General features: G+C 46.9%; 18 protein-coding genes. 10 read left to right on the top strand and 8 right to left on the bottom strand.

Annotation, left to right across the window (positions count from 1 at the left end; genetic code table 11):
- The 3 genes from Q0668_RS21475 to Q0668_RS21465 all read left to right on the top strand — a co-directional run.
- Positions 1 to 1,752: amidohydrolase (locus Q0668_RS21475; protein ID WP_298868414.1), on the top strand; the 1,752-nt coding region annotated here is incomplete at its 5' end.
- Positions 1,753 to 2,003: 251 nt separating this feature from the next.
- Positions 2,004 to 3,284 (top strand): serine--tRNA ligase, encoded by a 1,281-nt coding sequence (serS, locus tag Q0668_RS21470; protein WP_298868412.1) that lies wholly within the window; start codon positions 2,004 to 2,006, stop codon positions 3,282 to 3,284.
- A gap of 222 nt (positions 3,285 to 3,506) precedes the next feature.
- Positions 3,507 to 6,635, top strand: coding sequence for a hypothetical protein (locus Q0668_RS21465; RefSeq protein WP_298868410.1), 3,129 nt, complete (start codon positions 3,507 to 3,509; stop codon positions 6,633 to 6,635).
- Between the two features lie 7 nt (positions 6,636 to 6,642).
- Here Q0668_RS21465 and Q0668_RS21460 read toward each other — a convergent pair whose 3' ends face one another.
- The 3 genes from Q0668_RS21460 to Q0668_RS21450 are packed head-to-tail and all read right to left on the bottom strand — an operon-like array spanning position 6,643 to position 11,184.
- Complete coding sequence (locus tag Q0668_RS21460) at positions 6,643 to 6,951, bottom strand: putative quinol monooxygenase (RefSeq protein ID WP_298868408.1); 309 nt, start codon at positions 6,949 to 6,951, stop codon at positions 6,643 to 6,645.
- Between the two features lie 22 nt (positions 6,952 to 6,973).
- On the bottom strand, positions 6,974 to 7,363 hold the full coding sequence (locus Q0668_RS21455) for a hypothetical protein (protein ID WP_298868406.1): 390 nt from the start codon (positions 7,361 to 7,363) through the stop codon (positions 6,974 to 6,976).
- Between the two features lie 29 nt (positions 7,364 to 7,392).
- Complete coding sequence (locus Q0668_RS21450) at positions 7,393 to 11,184, bottom strand: S8 family serine peptidase (RefSeq protein WP_298868405.1); 3,792 nt, start codon at positions 11,182 to 11,184, stop codon at positions 7,393 to 7,395.
- A 414-nt stretch (positions 11,185 to 11,598) separates the two neighbouring features.
- Here Q0668_RS21450 and Q0668_RS21445 point away from each other — a divergent pair, with 414 nt between their 5' ends.
- From Q0668_RS21445 to Q0668_RS21430, 4 genes are all read left to right on the top strand, one after another.
- The gene (locus Q0668_RS21445) at positions 11,599 to 11,844 is read left to right on the top strand and encodes a hypothetical protein (RefSeq protein WP_298868403.1); all 246 of its coding nucleotides are present in this window, start codon (positions 11,599 to 11,601) and stop codon (positions 11,842 to 11,844) included.
- 203 nt (positions 11,845 to 12,047) lie between these two features.
- Positions 12,048 to 13,784, top strand: coding sequence for a SulP family inorganic anion transporter (locus tag Q0668_RS21440; protein ID WP_298868401.1), 1,737 nt, complete (start codon positions 12,048 to 12,050; stop codon positions 13,782 to 13,784).
- A 39-nt stretch (positions 13,785 to 13,823) separates the two neighbouring features.
- Entirely contained in the window at positions 13,824 to 14,075 is a 252-nt protein-coding gene (locus Q0668_RS21435; protein WP_298868399.1) for a hypothetical protein, read from the top strand.
- A 501-nt stretch (positions 14,076 to 14,576) separates the two neighbouring features.
- Positions 14,577 to 15,221: a hypothetical protein gene (locus Q0668_RS21430; protein WP_298868397.1), complete on the top strand. Its 645-nt coding sequence runs from the start codon at positions 14,577 to 14,579 to the stop codon at positions 15,219 to 15,221.
- Positions 15,222 to 15,344: 123 nt separating this feature from the next.
- Here the strand turns inward: Q0668_RS21430 and Q0668_RS21425 are convergent, their stop codons facing one another.
- Together Q0668_RS21425 and Q0668_RS21420 are read right to left on the bottom strand one after the other, a co-directional pair.
- A complete protein-coding gene (locus Q0668_RS21425) occupies positions 15,345 to 16,682 on the bottom strand; it encodes a replication-associated recombination protein A (RefSeq protein ID WP_298868395.1) in 1,338 nt (445 codons plus the stop codon).
- Between the two features lie 280 nt (positions 16,683 to 16,962).
- Entirely contained in the window at positions 16,963 to 20,313 is a 3,351-nt protein-coding gene (locus Q0668_RS21420) for a PVC-type heme-binding CxxCH protein (protein ID WP_298868392.1), read from the bottom strand.
- Positions 20,314 to 20,647: 334 nt separating this feature from the next.
- Between Q0668_RS21420 and Q0668_RS21415 the strand changes: the two genes are divergently transcribed.
- Entirely contained in the window at positions 20,648 to 21,928 is a 1,281-nt protein-coding gene (locus Q0668_RS21415; protein ID WP_298868390.1) for a glucose-1-phosphate adenylyltransferase, read from the top strand.
- A 40-nt stretch (positions 21,929 to 21,968) separates the two neighbouring features.
- On the opposite strand, the gene Q0668_RS21410 is transcribed toward Q0668_RS21415, so the two are convergent.
- Together Q0668_RS21410 and Q0668_RS21405 are read right to left on the bottom strand one after the other, a co-directional pair.
- Entirely contained in the window at positions 21,969 to 22,319 is a 351-nt protein-coding gene (locus tag Q0668_RS21410) for a type II toxin-antitoxin system RelE/ParE family toxin (RefSeq protein WP_298868388.1), read from the bottom strand.
- Positions 22,316 to 22,576, bottom strand: a complete 261-nt coding sequence (locus Q0668_RS21405; RefSeq protein ID WP_298868386.1) for a type II toxin-antitoxin system ParD family antitoxin — start codon at positions 22,574 to 22,576, stop codon at positions 22,316 to 22,318. Before Q0668_RS21405 ends, Q0668_RS21410 begins: the two co-directional genes overlap by 4 nt.
- A 440-nt stretch (positions 22,577 to 23,016) precedes the next feature.
- Between Q0668_RS21405 and Q0668_RS21400 the strand changes: the two genes are divergently transcribed.
- On the top strand, positions 23,017 to 24,102 hold the full coding sequence (locus Q0668_RS21400; protein ID WP_298868384.1) for a hypothetical protein: 1,086 nt from the start codon (positions 23,017 to 23,019) through the stop codon (positions 24,100 to 24,102).
- Between the two features lie 137 nt (positions 24,103 to 24,239).
- Complete coding sequence (locus tag Q0668_RS21395) at positions 24,240 to 25,832, top strand: hypothetical protein (protein WP_298868382.1); 1,593 nt, start codon at positions 24,240 to 24,242, stop codon at positions 25,830 to 25,832.
- Positions 25,833 to 25,980: 148 nt separating this feature from the next.
- Here Q0668_RS21395 and Q0668_RS21390 read toward each other — a convergent pair whose 3' ends face one another.
- Positions 25,981 to 26,409, bottom strand: a complete 429-nt coding sequence (locus Q0668_RS21390) for a hypothetical protein (protein ID WP_298868380.1) — start codon at positions 26,407 to 26,409, stop codon at positions 25,981 to 25,983.
- Positions 26,410 to 26,960: the final 551 nt, after the last annotated feature.

The raw sequence follows: 26,960 nt of genomic DNA, 5'->3' as shown, positions 1-26,960 counted from the left end.
GCCAGTATGTTTTCACAATTCAAAAATTTCTTATGCCCGTCTTGTTTTGTTATCATTCTTTCTTTACAGGTAAGCGTGCCTGCTGCTGAAACTGCGACTACGATTTTTAAGAATGGGAAAGTGATTACCCTTGATAGTCAATCGCGGATTGTGGAGGCGATTGCCATGCGAGGCGGAAAAATTCTGGCTGTCGGGACCAATTCTGAAGTAATGCAATTTAAGGGGGATCTGACAAAAGTGGTTTCTCTGAATGGTAAAACCGTGATACCAGGATTGATTGAATCTCATGTGCATGCCTTACGTGCGGCTCGCGGCGAATTGATGCAGCCACATCAGGAATTGAATTCAGTTGGAGAAGTTCAGGACTGGATTCGAGCGAAAGTCAAAGAGATTCCCAAAGGGCGCTGGATCTCAGTTCCGCGCACCGATATCACACGTTTGAAAGAACGCCGACACCCGACACCCGCCGAACTGGATGCGGCCTGCACAACACATCCCGTGCATCTGAATGCAGCCCGTAAAGATGTATTAAATACAATGGGCTTTGAACTGTTGGGGATCAGGAACGAAAAAGACAAGCTGGCAGGGGCGCGGATCATCTTTGATGCAAAGGGGAAACCTTTAATGATGGCCGGAGGTGGGGGAGCGATTCGAAAACTGATCCCACGGCGATCAGTTTCACCGGAAGCGACTCGTGCCGCACTAAAAAAACTGCATGGAATATATAATTCTGTGGGGATTACCAGCATTCTGGAGCGGGGTTCGGGAGTGTCCGAGTATCGTGAATACGAATTGCTTAAAGAAAATAAAGAGCTGACGGTGCGGATGACAATGACCATTCGTCAGCAGGTTCGTAGCGCGAAAGCCGTGGAAGAGTTTACTGAAAAACTGGGTCTGGTAACTGGCGATGGAGATGACTGGGTACGTGTTGGTCCATTAAAAATCAGTGTTGATGGCGGCATTCATTGGGGTAACACACGGCTTTCGGAGCCTTACGGCGAAAAACGTCGCCAGTTTTATGTGCTCGAAGACGCCAACTATCAGGGAGATCTGTTCTATTCGCGTGAGTTGATGGAAACCGTTTTTGAAGCCGGGCAGAAACTGGGATGGCAGATGTGTTGTCATGCGACCGGGGATGGCAGCGTCAATGAAATTCTGACTGCGCTCGAAAATGTGAATCAACGATTACCGATCAAGGGTCGGCGGTTTTGTATCACACATGCCTATTTCCCCAGTCAGGAATCTGTCAAGCGGTCGAAGGCGCTCGGTGTCTGTTATGATACGCAGACCTTTCTTTTCTATCGCGATGCAGAAGCCATCAATCAGGTATATGGCGTAAACTGGGTTGACCGGTTTATGGGGCTCAAGACATTTGTTGACGGGGGAGTTCCCGTTGCTATCAACAGCGACCATATGAACGGGTTTGACCCCAATCGCTCTATGAATGCTTTTAATCCGTTTCTGGCGCTGTATATTGCAGTGAGCCGCAGAGATATCGAGGGGAATGTTTTCGGCGCACATCAGAAATTGAGCCGTGAACAGGCTCTGCGTTGCATGACGATTGACGCCGCCTATATCAGCTTTGAAGAAAAGGTGAAAGGAACTCTGGAACCTGGAAAACTGGCAGATCTGGTTGTGCTCGACCGTGACTATCTGACGTGCCCTGAAAACGAGATTCGAAAAATCAGGCCTCTTCTAACGGTGGTCGATGGACAAGTCGTCTTTGAGGCAGCGAAGTCAAGTGACAAGTAATATCAGCTCCAGGCTGCCCCTGTCTGGCCACATTTTCAGTCTCAGCAGTTCTGTTTGAACCGGGTTCTATCAGCAGGGGTTTTTCGGTTTTGTGAAACGTTATTAGAAACTTCCTTTTTTGAACCGAAAATGCGTTACCCTTGGACATTAAAATTGTCATTAGATATGATGCGTGCTCGCATCTCTCAAATTTAAGAGTTATGAGGGTTTTATTACTATTTTCGAACTCTTCACGGAGCATTTGATTACTTATGTTGGATTTGCAGTTTATCTGCGAGAATCAGGAAGCCATTCTTGAAAATTGTCGCAATCGTGGAATAGAAGTCGATCTGGAACAACTTTCAAAACTGGATCAGAGGCGGCGTGAACTCATTGTTCAAGGAGATCAGGTTCGTCAGGAGCAGAAGTCTGTTTCCGCTCAAATTCCCAAAGCTGCGGACAGCGATGCCAGGCAGGCATTCATCGCACAAGGCAAGGAATTACGCGAGCAGGTTTCGGCCATTGATAACGAACTTCGTGAAGTAGAATCAGAGTTGAAGATCGAGCAGGCACGCGTGCCGAATCTGGCACATCCGGATGTCCCCATCGGGAAAGAGGATAAAGCGAACACGATGGTTCGCTTGTCGGGCGAAAAACCTGTGTTTGACTTTGCACCATTAAATCATGTGGAACTGGCTGAAAAACATGACCTGATCGATTTCGAAGCGGGAACACGGGTTGCCGGCCATGGCTTTTATTATCTGAAGAACGAGGCTGTTTTACTGGAGATGGCCCTTTGTCAGTATGCGATGCAAAAGCTGGTGCAGGAAGGATTTATTTTACACAGTACTCCCGATCTGGCGCGCAAAGAGATTCTGGAAGGCATTGGCTTTAACCCGCGTGGAGATGAGACACAGATTTATTCTGTAGAGAATACCGATCTTAGTTTAGTGGCGACGGCAGAGATCACTTTGGGGGGATCCATGAAAGATCAGATCATGGAACGCGAAAGTCTGCCATACAAAATTGCGGGGCTCTCTCACTGCTTCCGCACCGAAGCCGGCGCGCATGGCAAGGCAACGCGTGGAATTTATCGGGTTCACCAGTTTACCAAAGTCGAAATGTTTGCCTTCACTGAGCCGACCAATGCTGCTTCAGATGAAATGCATGAAGAAATCGTTCGCATCGAAGAAGAGATCTTTCAGGGCCTGGGCCTGCATTATCGAGTCGTCGATACCTGCACCGGTGATCTCGGCGCACCGGCTTACCGTAAATATGATCTGGAAGCCTGGATGCCCGGTCGGGGTGAGGGGGGAGACTATGGTGAGGTCACCTCTGCCTCGAACTGCACGGATTACCAGTCGCGGAGATTGGGCACCCGTTGTAAATCGAGTGGGAAAAAGGGCACAGAATTTGTGCATACATTGAATGGAACAGCCGTTTCCATTGCCCGGGCGATTATTGCGGTCCTGGAGAATAACCAGCAGGCTGATGGAACGATTCTGATTCCCGAAGTCCTCAGACCCTGGGTGGGAAAAGAAAAGATTGGCTGATTTTTCCGATTTGGAACAAACGGAGTCTCTGTGAAACTCGTAAAAGAGTCGGGGTTGTTATCAAAAGTCCAACAATTCCTCTCTCCGAGTAGATAGATCTGATGTAGATCTTGGTTATTACTGATTTTGGCTGGACAATCTATATGTAAACCAGCCAGAATTGGCTCAGACATGCTATTCTCTTTTCAGTTTCCGTCCTCATTTCAGATCTCGAGAATATACGTGAACGATCATCCAGACAAAGATTTGCCTGACGACAGCTCTGCGGACCACATTGAGCCCGGTTCCGATCAAAATCAAATTCCTGATAAGTCTGAAGCGATTCTGGAGAATATGCCTGGGCAGACCGTCGCACAAGATTCAGAGGAAGGTCTCCCCGAGTGGGAACCGTTAACGCCCGAGCTGGTGGAAGACGAAGCGATCCGAGGGGACTTCATGTTGCGCTGGGCGGCGGTTCTCCTGGCTTGTCTGTTTGCTGCGACTTTCATCTCGGAGACGAAAACCCTGGTGCATGTCAAAACGGGACAATATCTGGCAAGTCACGGTTTCTGGCCTCCCTCTACCGATGTGTTCTCTTACACCGCTGCAGATCGACCCTGGTATAATAATTCCTGGCTGTTCGATTTAACGCTTTCTGGTGTCTACGGTGTGTTCGGCGATAATGGGCTGACCTTATTTAAGATGCTTTTACTAGGCATAACTTTTTATGTAATCGTCCACCTGTGTCAGCGGGAGATTTCAACCTGGTGGGGTTCGATTCTTGCTGTGCTCGCATTGATTGCCTGTTTTCCTCAAATTACGGTTACTCCAGAACTGATCACCATTCTGGGAGTGGTTCTCACTTTGCGTTGTCTGCGTTCCTGGCAGGAACGTGATTCACTGCGTGCATTATGGGCGTTAGTACCTCTATTTTTAGTGTGGGCAAATTTGGATTCGCGTGTCTTCCTGGGCATGATATTACTTTTGCTTTATGCCCTGGGTGAGACGGTTGCTGCTTTGATGAATCGGTCTAATTTAAATGATGACACCGATTACCAAACCCTGTGGATGGTCCTGGGAGGGAGCCTGGTTGCTACATTACTGAATCCTGTGGGCTGGCATTCACTGACTGCGGGGCTCAGTTATTATACAGTTGAGTATCCCATCATCACCTCGATGTTTTTGGGAAATCTACGACCTGAAGAACTGGGGTACTTCTCAATGACCTCACCTTCGTTCTGGAGTTCTCTCAATCATTATACGGTTGCCGCCTTCATATTGATTTTACTGACATTTGTCAGCTTTGTTCTAAATCAGGCGAAGATGAGTTTTGGGCAGTTGTTTGTGTTTGTCGGATTTAGTGGTCTATCAATTCTGGCCAGCCATGAACTGGTTGTCACGAGTATCCTCTGTGCTGTGTTTGCGAACATCAATTTTCAACAGTGGTATCGTGATAATTTTCGACAAACTTATAGTGTGGAAACTTCCGAGTTGCTGTTTTCGCGAGGCGGGCGCGCAGTGACGGTGTTGACATTTTTTTTGTTGGCATATCTCATTGTATGCGGTCGTTTTCAGGGGCCGGGTTCGTCGAGGCATGCCATAGGCATGGGGTTCAGCCCCTCACTCACTCGATCGATTGAAGGGTACCAGAGTGTGCTTGCCGATTCTCTGGATGATCGCCCCTTTCATTTTGTACTGGAACAGGGAGATCTTTTGATCTGGTTGGATCAGAAGTCATTTATTGACAGTCGTGTTTCGCTCTTTGCCGGGACAGGGGAAAGCGACTTGTTTCAGTTGCATGATAAAACACGACGTGCCTTACGAAACCGGCGCGAAGACCAGCAGGGAAGTGGCATTCCAGATGTGTGGAAAGCGACGTTCAACCAGTTTCAGATAACCCATGTGATACCTCGACTGTCAGGAAATAATCCGGATTACCGCACATTTTTTGATTTGCTCAATTCTCGAAGAGACTGGCAACTGACGGAATTGAATGGTGTGACAGCCGTCTTTTATAGAACCAATTCGACTGAAGAAAAGCAGAAGGCATTTTTAGCAGTGCACGAGCTTGATTTCAAAAAACGTGCATTTCGGGAACAAAAAGAGTTTCCGGAATTGCGAACAGACTGGGCAAGGCCCAAAACATTCTATAGTCGTTATTTGCTGCCACAAACAGATTATCTTGGGAACGATGTTCAAACCGCCCGCCATTACCTGGGACTGATGTCTCAGTCTGGAGTGAATCATGAATTGGCGTCCAGTTTTGCGGTGCTGGCGATTCAACTGGCAAATCGTGGGTTAATTAATAATTCGAATAGTGCAGAAGCCTATCGGATTCTGGGCAGCGCTTATGGATATCTGGCAAATCTTGAAGCACAGTTAATGACACCACAGGCGGCCCGAAATCAACAGAGACGACCCGTACGAATTGACCGGATGCGTTACTTCCAGATTTTGCATGCGTATCATCAATCAATCATTATCGATCCGGATTATGCACCGACCCATCTGTTTCTGTTTGATCTTTATACAAACATGGGAAAGATTGATCTCGCCCATAATGAATTGAAGACCTATCTGGAAATGATCGAAGGTAAAACAGAATTGTCAGATGATGCCTTTGCGCGGTTGCGGGCTTACACGGATCATCTTGAAAAACTCAGAACGCAGATAGACCAGATGACACAGGATCTGGATCAGCAAAAGAAGTCAGGTATAGAGCTTCTGCAATTAGCAGGACTAGCCTATCAGAAGGGGCTGGTTTTACTGGCTCGTGATTTTCTGGACGATCCGGTTTACGTCGCGAAAAATCCATTGGCGCAAAATCTACAGGCATCCATTTTTATGGAAGTCGGATTTTCAGAAGAAGCCAGTACCAAGATGTTGCAGCTCGAGACTCTTGCCCAGAATGATCCGCGGATTCCCTGGCGGGCGCAGGCGGCATTTACTAATCTGGGAAATGGAAATTACCGGGGTAGCTTTGACTTATGGAAAGATGAGATTAGATCACAAGAAGAGGCTCGTATCGCAGGAGTGTTGCAGACGCTACCTTTCATTCAACCCCCTGAATCCAGTTTCTGGCCCACACAGCACACGGTTTCGGTGATTAATTATCTCTATGCACTCTCGCAACAACAAACGCCTCTGAAAATGAATCTGGCGCGCTGTGAAATTGAAGTCGGCCAACCTGAACAGGCCACCTTGCTTTTTCGTGAAATCATCGAAGAAGAGCCGGATACGCCGTATCGACCGATGATCCGATTTTATCTCTATCAGCTGACGGGCGAATTGATACCCGAACAGGCGGAAGCACCCGCGGGACAGTCTGAGCCCGAACAAAACCTGCAGCCTCTGGTTGCTCCCAAACCTTAAACTGACTTCAGGCGGGTTTCAAAATTTTGAGCTTGGTGCCTTTTACTAGTTCAGCGACCTGTTCCCGATAAACCATCATGTGTGGTGCAGTGAGATGTGCTTTGAGCGCATCCACGCTGGCCCACTTTTCCATGACTGTTACGATCTGGTTGCCATTCATGATCTGTACGGGAATGTCTGTTTCTTCATCGACGGCAGGCCCATATTCGATGCAACCCTCTTCCGCCAAAACCTGTGGTACAAGCTGATGAAAGGCTTCCAGAAAGGCGGCCTGTTTTCCTTCTGCTAGTTCTATATCTGCGATGACAAAAATCATGTCTTCCCTTTCTGCGGGCGGTCTATCTGGCCTGTAAACGTTTGATTAATTGACTGGCTTGAATGATGCGGCGGGAGTGAATACCTTTTGCAATTTTATCCTGCCCTGCATATGCTTCGATGCTAAATCGATATACGGGACCATCCTGATAGATGAGTTTCGCCGTGCAATTCACGCTGGCTCCGAGGGGAGTGGGTGCCAAATGTTCCACTTCCACATGGGTGCCGACGCTCAGAGACTTGTCATCAAGCCACGGTTCCAGAAATTGTAACGCAGCCTGTTCCAGAAACCAAATCAGAGAAGGGGTCGATAAGACAGAAATCTCTGCTTCGTATGTGAAAGTAATTAAATGGCTTTCAAGAACTTCGAATGAAATGGTTTTAAACGAGCCCGTTCTGGGAGCCAGAGCCATAATAGAGGGTCTCAATTCTGATGGATAATCTATTGTGATATTTCAATTGGGATGGATTTAGAAATTCGGGAGTCACTCGTCGAAATACTGATTGTAGATCGAATGAGTTGCTTCGCGAGTGTTGATTTAATGTCTGGTGTCACAGTAACCGGTAAGGTGATCTTGATTTTTGAAACGCCCCCGATTTTTGTGGGGATTTCCAAGGTTGCCTGTGATGAGGTGGTATGATTGGTTTTTGCAGCAGAGGCATCAATCAACTTTTGTGGTGCTTTGATTTTTAGGATATAAACGTCCGGTCTGCCGACAGTCAGAATACTGAGTCCGAAGGAACCATCCATTTTTACAGGGATTCCAGGGAATGAGGCGTCTAATGTTACGGTGCCCGCACTCTGTTTTAATCCTTCATCTGAGGGAATCGTAAAGAAGGTGTCGATGGCAGCATACAGAGTTTCGTTTGATTTGCCTGGCTCTGGTCGAGGAACACTGCTAAATGATTTTCCTCTACCGTAGAACGATCCTTTATAGGCAACGACCATCTTACCGTCTGGTCCTTTTTTATACAGACGGTGATCGATACGCCCGCTGAAGCCTTTATATTTTTTATCATCGGGTGGAAAATTCAGTCGAACGCTGGTTGTTCTGCTTTCACCACTTTCCGGTCTCCACTCTGGAATATCCAGTTTTCGGAATGTGCGATAGTTAGCCAGAATTGGAAACTTATCCTGTGGTACGATGCGAGTGAGGCTTCCCAGACTGGCACTCATACTTCTGACTTGCCCTGAAGAGTTAGAAAATGTCATTAGTTTTTCGGATTCTTTTCCGGAATCCACAGTGGAGAAACTCAGCTTATCATTCGAAGCACGGAAACGCTGTGCTTCAATCAGCATGTCATATTTAGACTCATTCAACCAGTTCCCGCTATAGGTACTTACGACAACTTCATGGATGCCTTCTTCCTTCGTGGCTACAGTCAGAGTCGCATTGGATCGGTCGCCTCCTAACTGAGATGTCTGTTGAATAACGCGATAGCCGATTTCGTCACCATCAGGATCAAATACGCTAACCAGCAGACGTCCTGAGCTTTTAGCATCAAAACCGAGCATGACCGTCAAGCTGCTATCACGTCGCGTGACGGCAATCGGGTAACGGTGGTAGGCACCGGCTGAAATCGTTTTTTGTGGAACCACAAACGCGGCAATACGATCAGAGTCCTGTAATGCGAGTCCCGGGAGACTGACTTCCGTTTTAAGATCAGATAACTCAATGGGCTTATGAACGACGTCCAGGAAGCTGAATTCACGTTCGCCATGTTGTGTCACAGTGTAATAAGCCAGATATGTTTTTCCGGTTTCCATCAACTCTCGTTTGCGTGTGCTGTAAAAGAACGATTTCACATTGTTCGAGAGTACGAGAGAAATTTCATTGCCCTGCGCTTCTTCTTTACCGGGTAAAGCAATGGAAAATGGAATTTTTTCCTTGTTGCCGTTCACATCCAGAATGGTCACAGTGCCATCGGTGTCCTGGACTTCGACTTTTTCGAGTTTTACAATCGCGGGTGTGTTTTTCAATAACAGACTCTCTCGATCAGAAACCTCGCCATCGATATTCAGGCTGAGGTCTACTTTTTTGTGAGCTGCAATATCATTGGATCGGTCGTAGAGTCGGTTAAATTTGGAATACCTATTAATACTGAACTCAGCCGTCTGTTTTTTGGAATCGACGGTTAGCTTTGCCAGCCTGAGGAATTCTGAATAGGCTTTATCGATATTGATCAACCCGGCTCCCTGCTGGGCATAAGTAAATCCTGTCATCCGTGTAGCCGAATTTTCGAGTGCCAACCTCATACTTAATGCCAGTGAAGTGAGCGAATATCGACTGTCTGACGACTTTTTTCGAATAGCCTCAATTTTCTTTTTCTGTCGTTCCAGTACTTTTTCATATTCTTTGTCAGCTTTAATCAGTGACAACATGGCGGCTGCAGCGCCGGCTGCGATAGGAGACGACATACTCGTTCCGTTAAACATGCTCGATCCATCGGAGTTTAAAGGAGTCGATGACAGCGCAGAACCAGGGGCAACAATATTAGGCCGCATTTCTCCCGTATAGGAAGGCCCTAGTGAGGAAAAGAATAGTAATCCATGTTCGGGAGCATTCACTCCGTTCGCCAGACGATAATGTTCTCTCAAGGTATTGGAGGAAACATGAGCGCCGACGAAGACGGCAGGACTCGAACCTCCCAGCCCGTTAATCGAGCGATAGCCGGGGCCATCATTTGAAGCCGATATGAAAAACGTGGTGCCGAACTTAGCTGATAAATCCTGAATCAGAATACTCAGCGGACGTTTGACATAACCTTCATGGCTGCCCAGCGAAATATTCACAACGTCGGGAACATAACCTTCTGGATTAAAAAAGGCTGCAATCAGTCCTCGGATGATGGCTTGATCGGTACAACTACGACCCGAACAAACTTTAATGGCCATCAGTTCGGCTTTCGGGGCAGCGCCTTCAATTTGTAGCCCACTTCCAGCCACGATCCCGGCTACGTGTGTTCCATGAGACTGTTGATCGAAGGCGATTGTAATTTCTGTAACTTGTTTTTTGGCGTCAGGACGGAACAACAGCGGATAGGCAATGCGTTTTGTTCTTGATGGAAATTCCAACATATTCTGATAGGGAACTTTAATGCCTTCTTTTTGCATTTTTCGTGCGGTATTGAAGTCGATGGTGGGGGTCTTGGCTTCCTCTTTACTGAACTTGCCATCCATATCCACGTCAACAAATGCCAGTGTGTATTCTTTGGGCAGATCCCGCTTTTCCAGATCCGGCTTTTTTGCGACGATTGGTTTGGCGGGTTCGGGCTCTTTTTTCTCTTTATCCGTTTCCGTTTTTTTCTGCTCTGCTGCTTTTTTTTCTGCCTCTTTTTTCTCTGCTTCCTTCTTCTCAGCTTCTTTTTTCAGTATCGGATTGGGGATGGAAGCGACCACAACCATAAGTTTGTCGTCTTTGGTTCCATTGCGATTTATGTCAACGCCTTCTTTTCCCAGAGTGGTCCAGATATCTCCCTGTTGAAATCCAAGTTTTTTCTCATCAATGTAACCAAAGAAAACATAGTCAAGGTCTTTGATTGTTTCAGGAAGGGCGATGAACTTGCGCGGTTCAATTTCGATTTTGCCATCGAGTTGCCGCATGCGCGTCAGTTTCATCCGGCCTTCGCGTGTTGCATCATTCCAGTAAATCACGCGATCTTGAAATACAGGATGGCTGGTATCAATGCCTGTATCGATAATCGCGACAATTGTGCCTTCGCCAAGACCTTTGCCGGCAACTCTTTTTCGCAGTGTGGGTATCTTGATGTCTTCCAGAGGAACATACAGCGAATCAAAATCCGGTTCCGGCGCTGCTTGTAATTCTGGCGTTTTGGTTCCCTCTGCTGCCGTTGTTACTGTTGGTTCTGCCTGGGGAACAATTTTTTGTGGTAGTAATTCTTCCATCACTCCGGAAGGAAGTTTTAAAGACTCGATGAATTTTTTATCGTTCAGTTTGGTGGGGGGGAGATTCACTACAAGAAACGGAATGTCATTCCCAATTCCCAGGTTGGGGTCATAGAGGACTTTCCCCCCTGATTTCTTCACCAGATCGGCAGTCCGTCGTACATCATTCACCCGTAATAAGACCGTTAATTCTGGTGAGCAATCACATAACTCTTCTTTCATGGATTGTGCTGAAGCATTTTGGTTGCTCAAGCTTAAGCCGCTGACCACCAAAACGATGGCGATCAAAGAACAACGCATCAGATTACGACGATTTAAAATATTCATCAGCCCCTCAAGCTTTCGGGATTCAGAGCAAAATGCTCTGTTTGATATTCAATTTGGGAAATTAATGAGATGGTTTGGCAGGCAGACTGGTTTCAAAACTCAGACTGCATAATTGGTATTCTCTTCCTATCAGACCATACTTCAATATATGACACACTTTGTCGATGTTGCTTATATTCTCACAAGACAAACAACTATTGTGAATGCTGATCAGCATCGAAAATACGATATAATGGTGACTTGGAAAGAACTTAGGAGTTCTCACCTCCAAGCGAACATGACAGACGCACCTGTAATAAGTTAGGTCATAAACCGAGCATTGACAAAGCAATAAGTATAAAATATCATCCAACAATGGTCCAATTCTCCCGCCAATCTCTGTTAACTGCTATGTGTACAGTGTTTTTACTGGACATGGCTTTTCTATTTGGCGGTCCGGCCTTCACTGATTTCCCTGTTTCAAACACAGACTGGTTCTATTCTGAGTTTGAGATGGAAGAAAGTGAAGAAGTCGGTGAAGAAGATACTTTGATCCAGGATGCAGAATTCTCAATTGAGATTTCATTAACGAGTTCCCGGGTGCATCACTCTGTGATCATTGCACAAGAATGGGACCGTTATGAAAGACACGACTCTCGCGGCCCGCCTGTCGCCTGCTGAAGCATGCTCGGTTTTCAACCAGCAACTTCACGTTTTCAGAATTCACTGAAATTTCTTTTTACTGCGCTCGTTAATCTCATTTTTGATCGATGTGTTTTTGGCATGGATCAATACCACTGATTACCTGCCTCGAGTAAGCGGTATTTATTTTCATCCTACCTGAGATCTATTCACAGGCACAATCTTTATAATGGACCACTTTCATGTCGCAAATTGATCCCGATCAATCCAAATTTAATCTAAAGACCTATCTGAACGATTTTAATCCCTGGCATAACATCAAAATTATGCACACGAATATTCCCAATGATATCCTGGCCGGAATTACGGTTGCTGTGATCGCGATGCCTCTGGCGCTGGCCTTTGGAGTCGCTTCCGGCCTGGGTGCAGAAGCTGGAATGTGGGCCGCCATTTGTGGTGGAATTCTAGTCGGCCTGTTTGGAGGCTCCAATACGGGTGTCAGTGGCCCGACCGGACCCAAAGTAGTTCAGTTAGCAGCGATTATCGCAGCAACCAAACTGGCAACCGGCGAGCCCGATATCGTATTCGCCATGTCGATGGTGTTTTTAAGCGGCCTTGTCTGTATCGCGCTGGCGTTATTGAAAATTGGACGTTTCATCTACTACACACCGTATTCGGTGGTGTCCGGGTTTATGTGTGGGATCGGTGTGATTATTATCCTGCTCGAACTTCCACCTATGCTGGGTTTTGCGACACCGAATTCCGTCATCGATGCCATCAAACAAATTCCCTATGATGTCATGCATGAAAAACCGCATGCGCTGATTATTTCTCTGACAACATTCATTACAATTTTGGTATGGCCGCGCATTACGAAGAAACAATGGTTGCCGGCACCGCTGCTGGGTTTAATTGTCGGAACCAGTATTGCACACATATTTCATTTTAATGACATCGAATATATCGCCCAGATGCCAGTCGGCATGCCACATTTATATATTCCCGATTTTACTCGGTTCGGTGAAATGATAGGTGGGGCCTTTGCATTAGCGGGGCTTTGTATTTTTGATTCATTGCTGACCTGTCTGGTTGGCGACAACATGACCGGTGAGCGACATAACAGTGATCGTGAAATATTCGGGCAGGGAATTGCCAATCTGGCCTGTGGCGTTGTCGGCGGCGTGACGACGGCGACTGCCACCATGCGGACCGTTGCTAATGTCAAGTGTGGCGGTAAAACCGGTCTCGCATCAATCGTTCATGGCTTGGTGCTATTGGCGCTGATGCTGGGCCTGGCACCCTATGCCAGTTATATCCCCATGGCATGTCTGGCGGGCATTCTGCTTAAAGTGGGCATCGACATTATCGATTATCGCGTATTGCCTGTTTTGCACCGCATGCCTTTAACCGATTCGGTCTGTTTCTGGACGGTCTTAATTCTGACTATTTCTGTCGATTTACTAGTGGCGATGGGTGTTGGAATCACGATTGCCTTTGTTCGCATCGTGCAGGAACTGGGGCAGGCATACGAGCAGGAAGTGGTCAGTTTGAATCAAATCGATCGTGCCTTACCCGCAGATGTTACCATGCCGGAAGAACTCAAGGAAAAAGTTCTCAAATTACGGCTGGAAGGACCTCTGTTCTTTGGTGTCTCAGATACTGTTTATCGGGCTTCTTCTGCTCTGGTCGATTACAAATATCTGATTATTCGTATGGCGCGGGTGCCGATGGTAGATATGTCAGGTGCCTATTTGCTCGATGATATTGTTGAAAAAGCACATCGACAGGGGGCAATCGTATTCTTTACCGGATTAAAGCCAAACGTCGAACGTACTTTGGACCGCTTGCGAATTTTCGAGAAAATGGCTGATGGAAATTGTCTGAAAACATTCAATGATGCGATCTTCAGAATCCAGCAGCTGGAACAGGAATCATCAGACAATCTGAAAGTTGATGATGAAAAATTGAGTCAGGTTTAATTTGTATCATAGAGGAAATTATCGTGAATTCTGAATGCAATGGATTTCACATCGTCGTCACGCATTAACGATGCTTTCACTGCCATCGCGATATTGGAATTCGGGAATGCAGCACGCTACCGTGTCAAAGGCTGCATTCCCCTGCTTCCCAATCGTCTCACGTATTTGGAAATTTCTTCAGAAGACCCTGAATTTTCCTACGAAAATACGACTGAATCACTGGTGCCAAAAATGTTCCCGTATTCACAATTGATACAAACCGACTCACTCGACCAGAGCCTACGCAAATAGTGAAAGCGAATCCCAGTTTTATCCGATTGGCCACGGACAGCTATGAAGCTGGAGACGGGAGTAGAGGATGCTAATCACAGTACAGACCATGATGCTCTGTGGGCGTTGATGGATCAGTCTGGTGAGCAAATATTCCCTCATTATGGCGCTGTGATGAATTCAAAATTGCGCCAAGTATTATAACAGGTGCCTTTCGTAATGAGATGTAACGGTTATAGCAATCAGCGTCAGACTAACGATTACGTGATTTACGCGAACTATGTTTCGATGAGTAATTTAGGCCCTGTTTTACAGTGTTGACAGAGAGTCATGCACTTTAATCGATCCCTCGAATTTCGGAGATTTTTCAAAACATTTTTATTGTGTTTGGGATACCTCTCTGGCAAAGTAATAGCTGCTCACAAACAAATGAATTTGAGTTCGTGACAGTGCCAAATGATTTCAGTTTAGTCACTGCATGAAGTATTTGAGATTTACCACTTTTGCCAAGCGATAAAAAATATGCTCACAATATCAAAAGACGTTCTGCCACAAACATTTCTCAGCTACATCGCATTCCGGATTGCATTCATGGATACTCTGGAAAGAATCGCTCTGGCTAAGCAGGTTGGTGATGATCCGTTTGAATCTTTTGGATATCTGACCGAAGTTCCTTTCCTGCGAAGTGTGCCACCGCATGTGCAATTGGATCTCTTATCGGTAACCTGGGCCAAGCATCTGGCCAGCGAGCAGGTCCAGGGGGATCTGGTTGATGAGAGCGTGGTTTACTCTGTCTGCGAAACGGCTGCCCGCATTATTGATGAACAGCCAGAGGAAGCTCGACGTTACCTGCAAGGAGGCCCTTTAGACGTCCACATCGCCATTGATCATTTTCTTTCCTCGGAAGTTCGCAATCTTCATTTGAATCTTTCAAATGAAGGTGACTTTTTACTGATTAGCCAATTTCAGGATATGTCACCAGAAGAAGCATTGCCCATGAAGGAAGAGTTTGGGATTCATGAAGAAGAAATTGAACCGATGTTTGATGTGTTGATGCAATGGTATATGTCGGTAGATTTTATGCCGAACCTGGAAGGGTTATTGCAGGAACGGGAAGTTGCCAAGGCGATCACGATCGTCGGTTTGAAACAGCAGCCGCTTTGCTAGAACGCGTCCATTTTCATCATTGCCGTTTCGATACTCATTTACTTGATCCAAATGGCTTTGGAGACGCTGGAATAAACCTGGATACAGGCGAGAGCAATTGAAGTGCTGCTTCAGAGGGGGAGATCAGGAATGGTTGTTATCATCCGTTCCTGTTTTTTTTCGTCTTTGCTTAAAGACGTCGAGCCGTTTGCGAATGGTGGCTTCAAAACCCCGATCTACGGGATGATAGTATTCTTTCTCGACACCGAGATATTCCTGATCGACCCAGCCCTCTTCAGATGCATGTGCATATTGGTATCCTTCGCCGTGCCCCAATTGACCGGCACCAGAATAATGACTGTCCTTTAAATGAATTGGTACCGGGAGTAGTGTTTTATTCCTGACATCATTCAGGGCCTCATCAATGGCGGTATATGAGGCATTCGATTTTGGAGCGGTTGCAATATAAGTAACGGCCTGAGCAAGTAGAATCCGGCCTTCCGGCATGCCAATTTTTTCAATCGCGTCAAAAGTTGAGGTTGCCAGAATCAAGGCGGTCGGGTCTGCGTTTCCTACATCTTCGGCAGCGGCAATCACGATTCGACGTGCCAGGAATCTGGGGTCTTCGCCGGCTTCAATCATACGTGCTAACCAATATAAGGCGGCGTCAGGGTCACTGCCTCGCATACTTTTGATCAAGGCACTCGCTGAATCATAATGATTGTCGCCATCCTGATCGTACTGGATTGCCTTTTTCTGAATCGATTCCTGAGCCACCTCCAGATCGAATTTTCTTTCCGTACCATAGAGAGATAATACGCCGATTTCCAACGCATTCAGAGAGCGCCGGGCATCACCATCGCAGACTTCAATCAGAAAATCCATTGCCTCCGGCTCAACGGATACGTTGTAGCGCGCCAGCCCCCGTTTTTCGTCGTTCAGCGCCCTTTCCATTAAATTGCGAATGTCATCGGGCGTTAATGGTTGAAATTCAAAGATCTGGCTGCGGCTGATTAATGCGGAAACGAGAGAGAAAAAAGGATTGGATGTCGTCGCGCCAATCAATGCGACCACACCCGATTCTACATCGGGAAGGAGAACATCCTGCTGGACTTTGCTGAAATGATGTAATTCATCGATAAACAGAATCGTCTGTTTTCCACCCGTTGCCAGTTCGTCACGTGCTCGATCTAACGCTGCACGGACTTCTTTGATACCGGCTGATGCGGCATTGAGTGATTCAAAACGTCGATCCGATTGGAGAGCGATGAGTTCCGCGAGGGACGTTTTTCCGGTTCCCGGAGACCCATAGAAAATCAGCGATCCGATGCGGTCTGCAGCCAGTATCCGACGAAGTAACTTGCCCTCGCCTAAAAAATGCTGCTGACCAGAGAACTCTTCCAGTGACAGAGGACGCATCCGCGCCGCCAAAGGCCGGGCCTTTTCCAGATTCCTGGATTCCTGCTCGTCAAACAAGCCCATAAAAAAACCTCCGCCACGTGATTCAGACGCGGGTGTATTAGAACCCGTGATTGCAAAGTGGGAACCTGATAACCCGGGTTGTGTGAGCCGGATATACCGGATTTACACGCGGCCGAATTTCGGGGGTCCCCAGTTTAGTATTTGTAGGGTCAACTCACGATTTTGAATCAACATGACAGAGGCATATTCCTCTAATCTGTTATCTCTTTATTTTACTAAGTCGCAATACGCAAAACAAGGAGTTGATTCGATATTTAATTTTCAATACTCACGACAGATTTTATTTTTCGTGTCCTGTAGCGGTTGCTTTCTTTTTTTGTTTTCGCTGTACCAGATACTCAACCAGATCCCGCAAATCATCTTTACTGAGCTGTTTGACAATTTCTTCCGGCATCGCTGATTTCCCCGAAGCCCTGTCATCAATCTCTTCTTTCGCGATACGACTGATCGTACCTTTGGAATCCATTAAAATGATTTCTTTGTCTGTTTCCTTTCGTACAATGCCAACGATGACTTTACCGTCGTCCAATGCCAGCACTGCCGTCTCAAATCCTTTCGCAATCGCTTTGTTCGGAGCCACCATTGCCTCCAGTAAATAACGTCGATCCTTGTCAATGCCGATCGAAGATAAATCGGGACCGACTTCGCCTCCGTTGTTATTTATTTTATGACAACGGCGGCATGAAGTATCACTGCGACCATAAAAGATATCGCGTCCACGAGTTGCGTTGCCGCCAGCCAGCGTTTCAATATAGTTTGAGATTACATCATCTTTGGGGCGGCTCTGTTCGAATTCTTCTCGCAGACGATCCAACTCGGATGTCTGCTTCTGCCTGGCTGCATTTAATAAATCTAATTGTATTGCTGCGGGGACATTCTGTTTGTTCAATCGTTTCATCCAGCGAACTAAGATCTCCGTTGCTGCAGGCGTCTGCATGCCAGCCAGGGTCTGGATGGCTCCCTGCTTTTCCATGGTAAGGCCTGTTTCGATGGCTTGTTCCAGAAATGGAATGGCTTCGTTAGGTTGATGTTTGGCCAGAATATTTCTGCCGGTCACCCGCAACGCAGATTTATTGTCTTTGATCGCCGTTTGTGCGACATCGGTAATTTTCGGGTAGGAGAGTTTGTCTAAGGCTTTTAAAGATGCGACGCGCACATCTACCGGACCGTTCGTATCGACAACCATTTTCGCCAACTGCGGTGCAGCTTCTTGAATGCCGTATCTAGCTGCCAGGACTGTACCCGCTTCTTTGATTTTATCCGAACTTTGAAATAGATCTGTCACAATAGGTCCTGCAATGCCGGCCAGTTCGATGGCTTCGCGTTTTTTGAACGGTTGCCAGCGACCCAGAACCCGGTCGAGAGGCGAAGGTTCGTTCCATTGATTCAGTTCTTCAATCGCTTCCAGTCGCAATGCTTCGGGAAATTTGTGTTCTGTGGCAATTTTTGCGATTGTTATTGCGTTATGAGTGGCTCCCAGACGGAAATTGGCATTCATCACGCGTCGTACGAGTGCGTCAGATAAATCAGGCCGAACCGAAACTGCTGCCAGATCGGGCAGGGCGGCGGTGATTGGTTCATCGTTGATCGCGCGAGCCGCTTCGAGAACCACCAATGGATCAGCGTCCTGTAAAAAGAGACCAACCTCTTTTCGCTGCAGCCTTCTGAGTGCTACGACCGCAGCCAGACGTACTGCCGCTGATTCGTTTTTCGCAGCGGCAATCAATGGGGCGGCTTCACCAATGCGGGCCAGAGCCAATATCGCCGCGTGCCTCAGCATGGCATCGGCGTTATTATTTCTCTTGAGCAATTCAAACAGAGCGGGAATCGCGTCCGAGGCTTGAAGTTTTCCAAGTGCCAAAGCGGCAAAGTATTGCACGCGGGCATTCGCATCTGATAACAGCGAGATGAGGGCGGGTGTCGCAACTTTCCAGTCCGCTTCTCCTGTGATTTTCGCGGTTTGGCTGCGGACTTCGCTATCGGAATCGTTGAACAGACCTTGAATGCCCGATACGGCAGAGCCAGTTTTGCGTCCCAGTTGGCCGATACCCCAAATCGCATGCAGGCGGGAGAGTTGCTGATTCGAATTCAACGCGACATTTTGTAAAGTATCAAGGGCATTTCGATCAACGAGAGAAAATTGTGCCTCTGTGCGGATTCGCTGATCAGGATGTTCCAGTAAACGGACGAGTTCTTCAATAGAGCGTTCTGCAAAACCGGCTCTCATGATCTCTGCCGAATGTGCCTGCGTGGCTGCTTCAGCATGTTTCGTATCTGTAAAGCGATAGATACGACCTTTACCCAATCCATTCCATCCGTTAACCCAGTCGCTGATATACAAGCTACCCTCATATCCGAAATCGATATCAGTGGCGAGGATCGACCAGATAAACTCATGCGAGTCGGTCAATTCAAATGAGGCCCCTTTGGGTTTGACAGCGAATGAGCGAATGCCGCTCATTGCCGGCGTTCCTCGGAAGTCGGCAAGAAAGAAGTGTCCTTTGTAGCGATCGGAAAGACCAACGCCCGGATAATGTACCAGGCCCGAAGGGCCATCTGCCAGATTGATAATAGGTGGCACCATGTATGCGGGCTGTCCTGCATGCGCGGGATGCCAGATCTTTTCCCGGTTGAATGGTCCGCGATCCGTGAGGTATTGATAATACATACGCCACCCGGTATCGCCTCCTTCAACAACATACACCCAGCGTGCTTTATCTCCACTGTCGGAATTGTTATCGCCGGTGAAAAGATTTCCGTAATCGTCAAATGCCAGTTCCTGCGGATTTCGTAATCCATAAGCGAATTCTTCCAGTTCGCTGCCATCCAGATTGCAACGGAAGACGGCTCCCGTACCGGGCCGAAACAGATGATTGCCTTCTTTGGTCTTTATGTTGTATCCTCGGTCGCCGATGCTGAAATAGAGCCGACCATCGGGGCCCATTTTCAAACCATGCGAATCATGTCCGCGAAAGGCAACCCGCACACCGTAGCCGCTGCTCAATTTTTCACGTAGTGTCGCTTTGCCTTCGTTGGCCGTGTCACTCAGTTTCCAGAGATGTGGGATACAGGTGTAATACACATTGCCTCCACGCGCAAGCACACCGGCGCCTGTGCCATCCAGAATGCCATTGAAACCGTCCGCGAATACGCTGGCATGGTCTGCTGTTCCGTCATGGTCTCGATCTTCCACCAGGCGGATGCGGTCATGCTCGAGTCCGTATTGTTTGATTTCATCTTTGAGATGTTTCTTGAACATTTCCAGTCGCTCTTCGACCGATTCCAGAGCCAGATCATCGTGAAGCCAGTTCATGTGGCCACGATTGTCTTCCACTCCTTTTCCCTGACGAAATGTTTCCGCCACAAAAAAGCGTCCCTGCTCATCAATGCAAAATGCCACCGGGTTAGCCAGAAGTGGCTCAGCAGCGAACAGGCTGACCTGCATTCCTTTGGGAACGCGGAAACCCTGAATCGCCTGTACGCCTTCTTTTGAGGCCTCGGCGATGGCAGGTGTGTAAGGAGTTTCGGAAAAACCGGTTTGAGGGGCGATCAACGTCAGTAAAAAGAGGCAGACGGTATGCAGTACCCGTTGATGGAAAGACAACATTTTCAGACAGTGGACAGGAAACACAGTGACACTCCTCGACGAGAATATGAGGCAATAATCAGGTGGCAGATGAAGATTTCACCTTATCTTAACGCTCTGGTTAACCAGTTTACAGCCTGTGATTCTCCCAATTTGCCTGATCAATACAGATTTGATTCTTGCTGGAAAAAACTTTGCATAGCAATCAGAGTACAGGTCTTTATAAACTGGTTTGCAGGCGGAATTCTGAGTACCATGAAAGAGAGAAGTAAAAAAGAATCAAAGAACAAAAACAGGCAAACTGTAATTCAGATTTGCATATATAAGTGTACGAATTCAAGATATCGGGTGCATAGAACACTAGAAACCAGGTCAGTCCATGAAAAATGTAGTCAGTCTTATTCTCGGCGGAGGTAAAGGCACACGTCTGTTTCCACTCACACAACTTCGCTCGAAACCAGCAGTTCCGTTGGCAGGAAAATATCGCCTGATTGATATACCGATTTCGAACTGCATTAATAGCGATTTGAGCCGCATCTATCTGATCACACAATTCAATTCGGTCAGTCTGCATCGTCACATTCGACAGACGTATAAGTTCGATTCGTTTGGTGGCGGGTTCGTGGAAATTCTGGCGGCGCAACAGACGATGGAAGGGACCGACTGGTATCAGGGCACTGCTGATGCCGTTCGTAAAAATATCCGCGTCATCGAACAATCGGGCATCGAATATGTCCTGATTCTTTCTGGCGACCAATTGTATCGCATGGACTATCAGAAAATGCTGCAGACGCATATCGAGTCGAATGCGGATGTCACTATTGCCACGGTGCCGCTCTCCAGCGAGCAGGCATCAGCGTTTGGCATTATGCGAGTGAACGATGAAGGACGCGTGGAAGGCTTTCTGGAAAAGCCACAGACTGAAGAAGATCTTGCGATGGTCCGCACATCCCCCGAATGGATTGATCAGCAGGGCATTGAAAGTAATGGACGCGACTGTCTGGCCAGCATGGGCATTTATCTGTTCAACCGCGATTTGCTGGTCGATCTGTTAAAGAAAACGGAATATGAAGACTTCGGAAAAGAAATATTTCCGATGTCCATTCGCACGCATCAGGTACACGCGCATCTATTCGATGGCTACTGGGAAGACATCGGTACGATCCGCTCATTTTACGAAGCCAACCTGGCGCTGGCCCATCCCAACCCACCCTTCGATTTTGTGGTTGAGAAGGCCCCCATCTATTCCCGTCCCCGATTTCTGCCGCCCACTCGTTGTGAAGGTGTGACGATTAATCGCAGCCTGATCGCCGACGGATGTGAAATCGATGAAGGAACTGTCATTGAAAACAGCGTGATCGGCCTGCGTTGTCGGATTGGCAAAAACGTAACGATTCGTAATTCCGTACTGATGGGAGCCGACTTCTATCAGGACGATTCCAAAGCCAACCCCGACAATCTGCCCCCCATCGGCATCGCTGAAGGCGCTTACATCGATGGGGCGATCGTGGATAAAAACTGTCGCATCGGAAAAAATGCCCGCGTCGAACTCAAAGGCCACACCGATCAGGACTTCGACCATACAGACGTTTTGATCCGCGACGGTATTATCGTTGTGCCCAAAGGCACCGTCCTGCCGGATGGTTGGACGCTTTCATAGTCTGGCAGGTAGCGTGTGGAAGGATACGATTGAAGATTGATTATTCATCAGTCGTCTCTTCAAGTTCGCGTTTAATCTCGTCCATTTCTTCAGCCAGACGTTCTTTGATATTCATCACCGCATGAAAAATGGTAGCGAGAAACAGTGTATCGTCCCGGATTTCAAAAAAGAGATAATGCTTCCGCGCTGGAGAGTAAGTAAAGCGTGTGCTAAAGTCAGGATTACTTTTTGTTCCGCCCTGTTCGCGCGCCGCCTGCTGGATCGCAGCCTCCAGGTCATCCATATATTTCTGGGCGACCTTTTCTCCCCAGTGATCACAGGAATAAGCATAGATTTCTTTTAATTTGGCACGTGCGATCAATGTATGACTGATTTTCAGGAGAGTGGTCATTTTTTCCGTGCTTGGCGCTCTGCATGAACTTCGTCAATGATTGCCTGCATATTGTGCGGCTCAGTCTGGCCATGATCTATTTGATCGGACGCCAAACTCAACTCTTTGTGTAATTCCCGCAAGTAGAGTTGTTCATGCTTTCGATGAAGCCTGATTGCTTCCCTGACAAATTCACTGACGGATTTATAATATCCGCTGGCTACCATACTTTGTGCGTATGCTTCAATCTCCGGAGTCAAAGATATGTTGGTACTCATTATGTTTTCTCCCATTTAACTGGTACTACCCGTTAGTATAGGAGAGTTTCTTTTTATGTCAAACTTTGACATTGGAATTGTGTTATTTGATATTCTATAAAAACTAACCACAATCAGACTTCAAGGGCACTTTTTTTGTAGTATCACTTGAGATTAGGATTTCGTGTACACATAATGGACAAAAGTAGCATTATGGTTTGGTAGTAACCGAATTGCACCATCGAGATTTATCGGGAGATTCAATCATGAATAAATTCGTAACTTTCATCGCGATTTCGTTTATGTCTGCGGCTACAACTCATGCTGAAAATCCTGTGAAATCTTATGAGATGGGTTTCGAAACAATGACTGTTTTCGAATATAAACAGTCACTCAAAAAAGCGGGTGAGGACATTCCCAAATTTCCTCCCCGCACGGGGAATGCTCTGATTGTGCAATCGGTGAAAAAATTTTCGCGCGCTCATACAGCAGATCTGGAATTTCATGATCTGATTCGAATTGTCAATGGCAAATTACTCAGAACTCCTGCAGACGCAGACAATATCCTCCAAAAAATTACCTACAAGGATGAACTGAAACTGGGAGTAATCCGTCTTGTAGAAAATAAGTGGAAGCGGATTGAAGTAACAATGGAGCCCATTTCTGAACTGGACTATCTTCGTTCTAATTTGCTTCGATATCGACAAATTGATTATGACTATTCATATAGAAAATTTGTGAGGCATCCAGCAAATTCGATTTCAAAATTCGAAAATAAGAATTTTCAGCTCAATTATACATCAACCAACTCAGGCCAGCCCATTACAATTTATTTGCAGTTATCCCTATTCTTACCAGAAAAGTCTTCTTATGGGGATACCTCGATGATGTATGGTTTTATTATCAAAACAGATACTACCAAATACAGAATAGTCGATATCAGCGAGATTGATGTAAAAAAAAGAGCGTTTAAAAAAAGACTGGCTGAGGCCAAGAAGCTGATTCAGGCAACACAAACCAAAGTTGATGAAGCTGACAGTAAAAATAAAGCGAAAGAGGAAGTCACGAAACTGCTTAAGGAGCTTGCTTTGGCCAGGGAGCAGTATCAGGAGATTCAAACAGCTCAAACAGAATTTCTAAAGTTTACACTTAAGCAGAAAGAACAGTCCGATGAGGAAAGCCGGAAACGATTTAATATCGCCTATGACAGTCAACCAAAAATTATTAAGGATATGCTGAACAATCTCGTTAAAAAACTAGAAACGGGTGCGGATATTCCAGAGAGTGATCTTTTGACTTTAGAGGACAGAGGGCTGGGTAGACAATTTATCGACATGGCAAGAATACTTCAAGGTTGGAAATTATACGATCGTTCTTTAAAAAAATCGCAATTGAAAATGATTGAAGATATCATCTCATCCAACAAAGTAACGGTACATTATGAAACGGTTCCAGACAAGACATTCGAAGTAACTCCCGAACAGAAGGAAGGGATGAAAATCGTGCTCAAAGTTTTCAAGGCCGATGGAGGCAAGCTTGCGGAATAAGATGTCGCTTGTTGCATCGTGATTACGCGTATCGGTTAATTGCACCATTCATTAATTCGCTCTATCATTGATTCCCATCTACAATTCTCTACACTGAATGAGTCTTTCTCAACCTTGGATTCATGGGGGGCTCGTTAATGCTGTGCTTGATTCGGTTTTTCTGTTTTGTAGTTTTGCTCTGTTGTCTGGTTGAGAAATCGGCGGCGGAAGATGCTGGCTATTTTGATGAAACCAAAGCAATCACGCTGTTTGCCTTCGATAATGTCTCGATCCCGTTTACCCAGAATCTCAAGCGGGAAATGCGATCGCCGAAAAGGCATCCTGCAAATCCGGTAGTGCGCCGCGGTAAAGCAGGGACTCCCGATTCCTGGGCAGTGCAATTTTACGGCTCGGTCATTCGTGTCGGCGATACGTATCGCATGTGGTACGTGGCGGCGGGCAATGATCGGCTCGATAAAACTGTGCCGCGATCGTCACCCTGGCGCGTGGCTTATGCTGAAAGCAAAGATGGTGTAAAGTGGACCAAGCCAAAGCTGAGTCTGGCTGAATACAACGGGAATCGAAATAACAATCTAGTGCTGATGGAACCTCGACTCGGAACCGTTAACGTTAAGGTATTGTATGATCCAGATGATCCCGACCCGAATCGAAGGTATAAAATGGGGGCGCATGTCTGGTTTCCCAAGAATGACGTGCGGCTGGGAACATTCGCCCCTTATGGAAGTGCCGATGGTTTGACCTGGAAGCTGTTGATCAATTCAAAACCCGTGGATGCAGAGTTGCCACAAAAAGACATGGTTTTACCGGCGTTGCATTTCGAGCCGGTCGGCGGACTCTACAAGTGGGATGGCCTGTATTATCTGAATGGTCAGAACGCGATCGTGGCTTCGCGTCCCTATCATGGGCGCGTGGTGCGGCAGTTTATCTCACCCGACTTCGTAAACTGGTCACATGCCAGCACGATAGGTTTTGTGCGCGACATTCAGCACAAACTACTCGGACCAGGACGCAGCCGTGAAGGGGAACAGAACCATGAAGGCGTGAGCGTATGGAATCGCGGAAATGTGCTAGTGGGTATTTCAGGAATCTGGCACGGCGCAAAAGAATGGAAGGATGTAACCGTCGACCTTGGTTTTGTCGTCAGCAATGATGGCGTTCAGTTTCGTGAGCCGGCCCACGAATGGGTGTTCCTCAAACGAGGCAAAGACGGTGACTGGGATCAAGGCGGTCTATTGCAGGGACAGGGATTCGAAAACATTGGCGATCAGACTTACATTTATTATGGCACTTGGGATCCCCGCAACTGGCAAGGTTCACCGCCGCGTGGAGGCGTCGGCATTGTAACACTGCCCCGCGATCGATTCGCCACATTAAGAGTCGACGAAACGACAAAGGGCAAAGGCAACTACCAGCTACCCAAGATCAAAAGTGAATTCCTCACCAAAGCCATCAACCTGAACGGGAAGAAATCGCATCGTTTTTTTGTGAACGCCGACGGCTTGGGTGAAAACGCCAACCTCAAAATCGAACTACTGAGCGATAACGCAATCCCTCTACCCGCTTACTCAGGTAAGCACGCCGCCATTATCAACGCGAGCGGTTTTCAAACCCCCATCAAATGGAACGGCAAAACCGACATCAAAGACCTGCCAGAACGCATCCGCCTGAAAGTGACTTTCGAAGGAAAACAGAAAACCGAAATTCGTTTCAGTGCACTATATGCACGGTGAGCAGTAGTGAGAATTTGATGACGATTATGGAGCAAATACATTACGAATGCTGATGTCTATCGGCGGGATTTCGTTGTTTCCTCTTACCATGTGAACACTCGATAAAACACTAAAAAAACAGGCCTTGACAGCCACTTGTCTTTCGCGATTATGCGTTGCAGGCGTCGCGCGCGAGTGAGAAATACATCCACTGAGAAAAACCACAGTCATTCAAATTCAACACTATAAAAGTCCCCCGTTTCAGAAAAGTGGACGTCAACATCGCTTGCACTTGTTCCCAATGATCACCGCTTATCGACCGCCTTCGGTCGCATATTAACCACATATTGACACGTTTTAACCACCGTTTGGCAGCGATTAACCACTCAACTCGCAACAAAATAAACTTGACTCCCCCACGCCGTTCAACAAAATGAGAAACAGTGGTAGTCAACCAAAACTTGAGCAGCACGGCGATAGACACCGTTAGAAAATAGATGCGCAACACAACACCAACCACCAGAAATAAATATGTGAGCGCCACGGCACTAGCCGCCGTTGGCAGGAAACCAACAAAAAACCAGAGCAACAAAATCATAAAACTCAATCCCATCTGCAAAGCAGGGCGCTGACCCATATGTTAAGTAGAGCGCGGACCCATGTATAAATTAGATCGCAGACCCAAGTATGAGGCAGGGCGCGGACCCAAGTGTCCGCCCGCCAGAGTAAAAACGATCAACCCCCGATCAGACATCCAACAACAGCGGATAAGCCCAAATAAAATTCGGACCGAACGTTTCGTGTCTTTCGTGATTTTCGTGGTAAAAAAAGTTGACAAAAACATCAGTGTTATCAACCCACGAGCAGAGATTCTACCCGATGTAACTGAGACGACGCACATGAAAATTCAGCACTAGTGCCACCTCATCTGATGGAAGACCAGTGTGGTTTAGTGTATTCGATCCATACTTGTGAAACTCTTTCCGTAATAAGAAGAAACATTTGCAAGTAGTATCCTACGGGGTACCTGGCCGCTTTGTTTTGCAGGGCGGCTTTTTTATGCGCGCTACTCGGTTTTCTGTTAGGTAGTGTTTATTTAATCGTTTTGAGGATCATTCTCAGGAAAGTCACCTTTAACGAGATCGGTAT

The organism is uncultured Gimesia sp., from assembly GCF_937910335.1.
GTDB lineage: Bacteria > Planctomycetota > Planctomycetia > Planctomycetales > Planctomycetaceae > Gimesia.
The sequence above is the reverse complement of the archived record's forward strand: the minus strand, read 5'-3'. Positions and strand labels throughout refer to the sequence as shown.

Excerpts from the sequence above, each read along its gene's own strand:
- Q0668_RS21445 (WP_298868403.1), top strand. The coding sequence starts at position 11,599 with ATGGCTTTTCTATTTGGCGGTCCGGCCTTCACTGATTTCCCTGTTTCA.
- Q0668_RS21410 (WP_298868388.1), bottom strand. The coding sequence starts at position 22,319 with ATGACCACTCTCCTGAAAATCAGTCATACATTGATCGCACGTGCCAAA.
- Q0668_RS21455 (WP_298868406.1), bottom strand. The coding sequence starts at position 7,363 with ATGGCTCTGGCTCCCAGAACGGGCTCGTTTAAAACCATTTCATTCGAA.
- Q0668_RS21450 (WP_298868405.1), bottom strand. The coding sequence starts at position 11,184 with ATGAATATTTTAAATCGTCGTAATCTGATGCGTTGTTCTTTGATCGCC.
- Q0668_RS21415 (WP_298868390.1), top strand. The coding sequence starts at position 20,648 with ATGAAAAATGTAGTCAGTCTTATTCTCGGCGGAGGTAAAGGCACACGT.
- Q0668_RS21435 (WP_298868399.1), top strand. The coding sequence starts at position 13,824 with ATGGATTTCACATCGTCGTCACGCATTAACGATGCTTTCACTGCCATC.
- Q0668_RS21440 (WP_298868401.1), top strand. The coding sequence starts at position 12,048 with ATGTCGCAAATTGATCCCGATCAATCCAAATTTAATCTAAAGACCTAT.
- Q0668_RS21395 (WP_298868382.1), top strand. The coding sequence starts at position 24,240 with ATGCTGTGCTTGATTCGGTTTTTCTGTTTTGTAGTTTTGCTCTGTTGT.
- Q0668_RS21425 (WP_298868395.1), bottom strand. The coding sequence starts at position 16,682 with ATGGGCTTGTTTGACGAGCAGGAATCCAGGAATCTGGAAAAGGCCCGG.
- Q0668_RS21405 (WP_298868386.1), bottom strand. The coding sequence starts at position 22,576 with ATGAGTACCAACATATCTTTGACTCCGGAGATTGAAGCATACGCACAA.
- serS (WP_298868412.1), top strand. The coding sequence starts at position 2,004 with ATGTTGGATTTGCAGTTTATCTGCGAGAATCAGGAAGCCATTCTTGAA.
- Q0668_RS21460 (WP_298868408.1), bottom strand. The coding sequence starts at position 6,951 with ATGATTTTTGTCATCGCAGATATAGAACTAGCAGAAGGAAAACAGGCC.
- Q0668_RS21390 (WP_298868380.1), bottom strand. The coding sequence starts at position 26,409 with ATGATTTTGTTGCTCTGGTTTTTTGTTGGTTTCCTGCCAACGGCGGCT.
- Q0668_RS21430 (WP_298868397.1), top strand. The coding sequence starts at position 14,577 with ATGCTCACAATATCAAAAGACGTTCTGCCACAAACATTTCTCAGCTAC.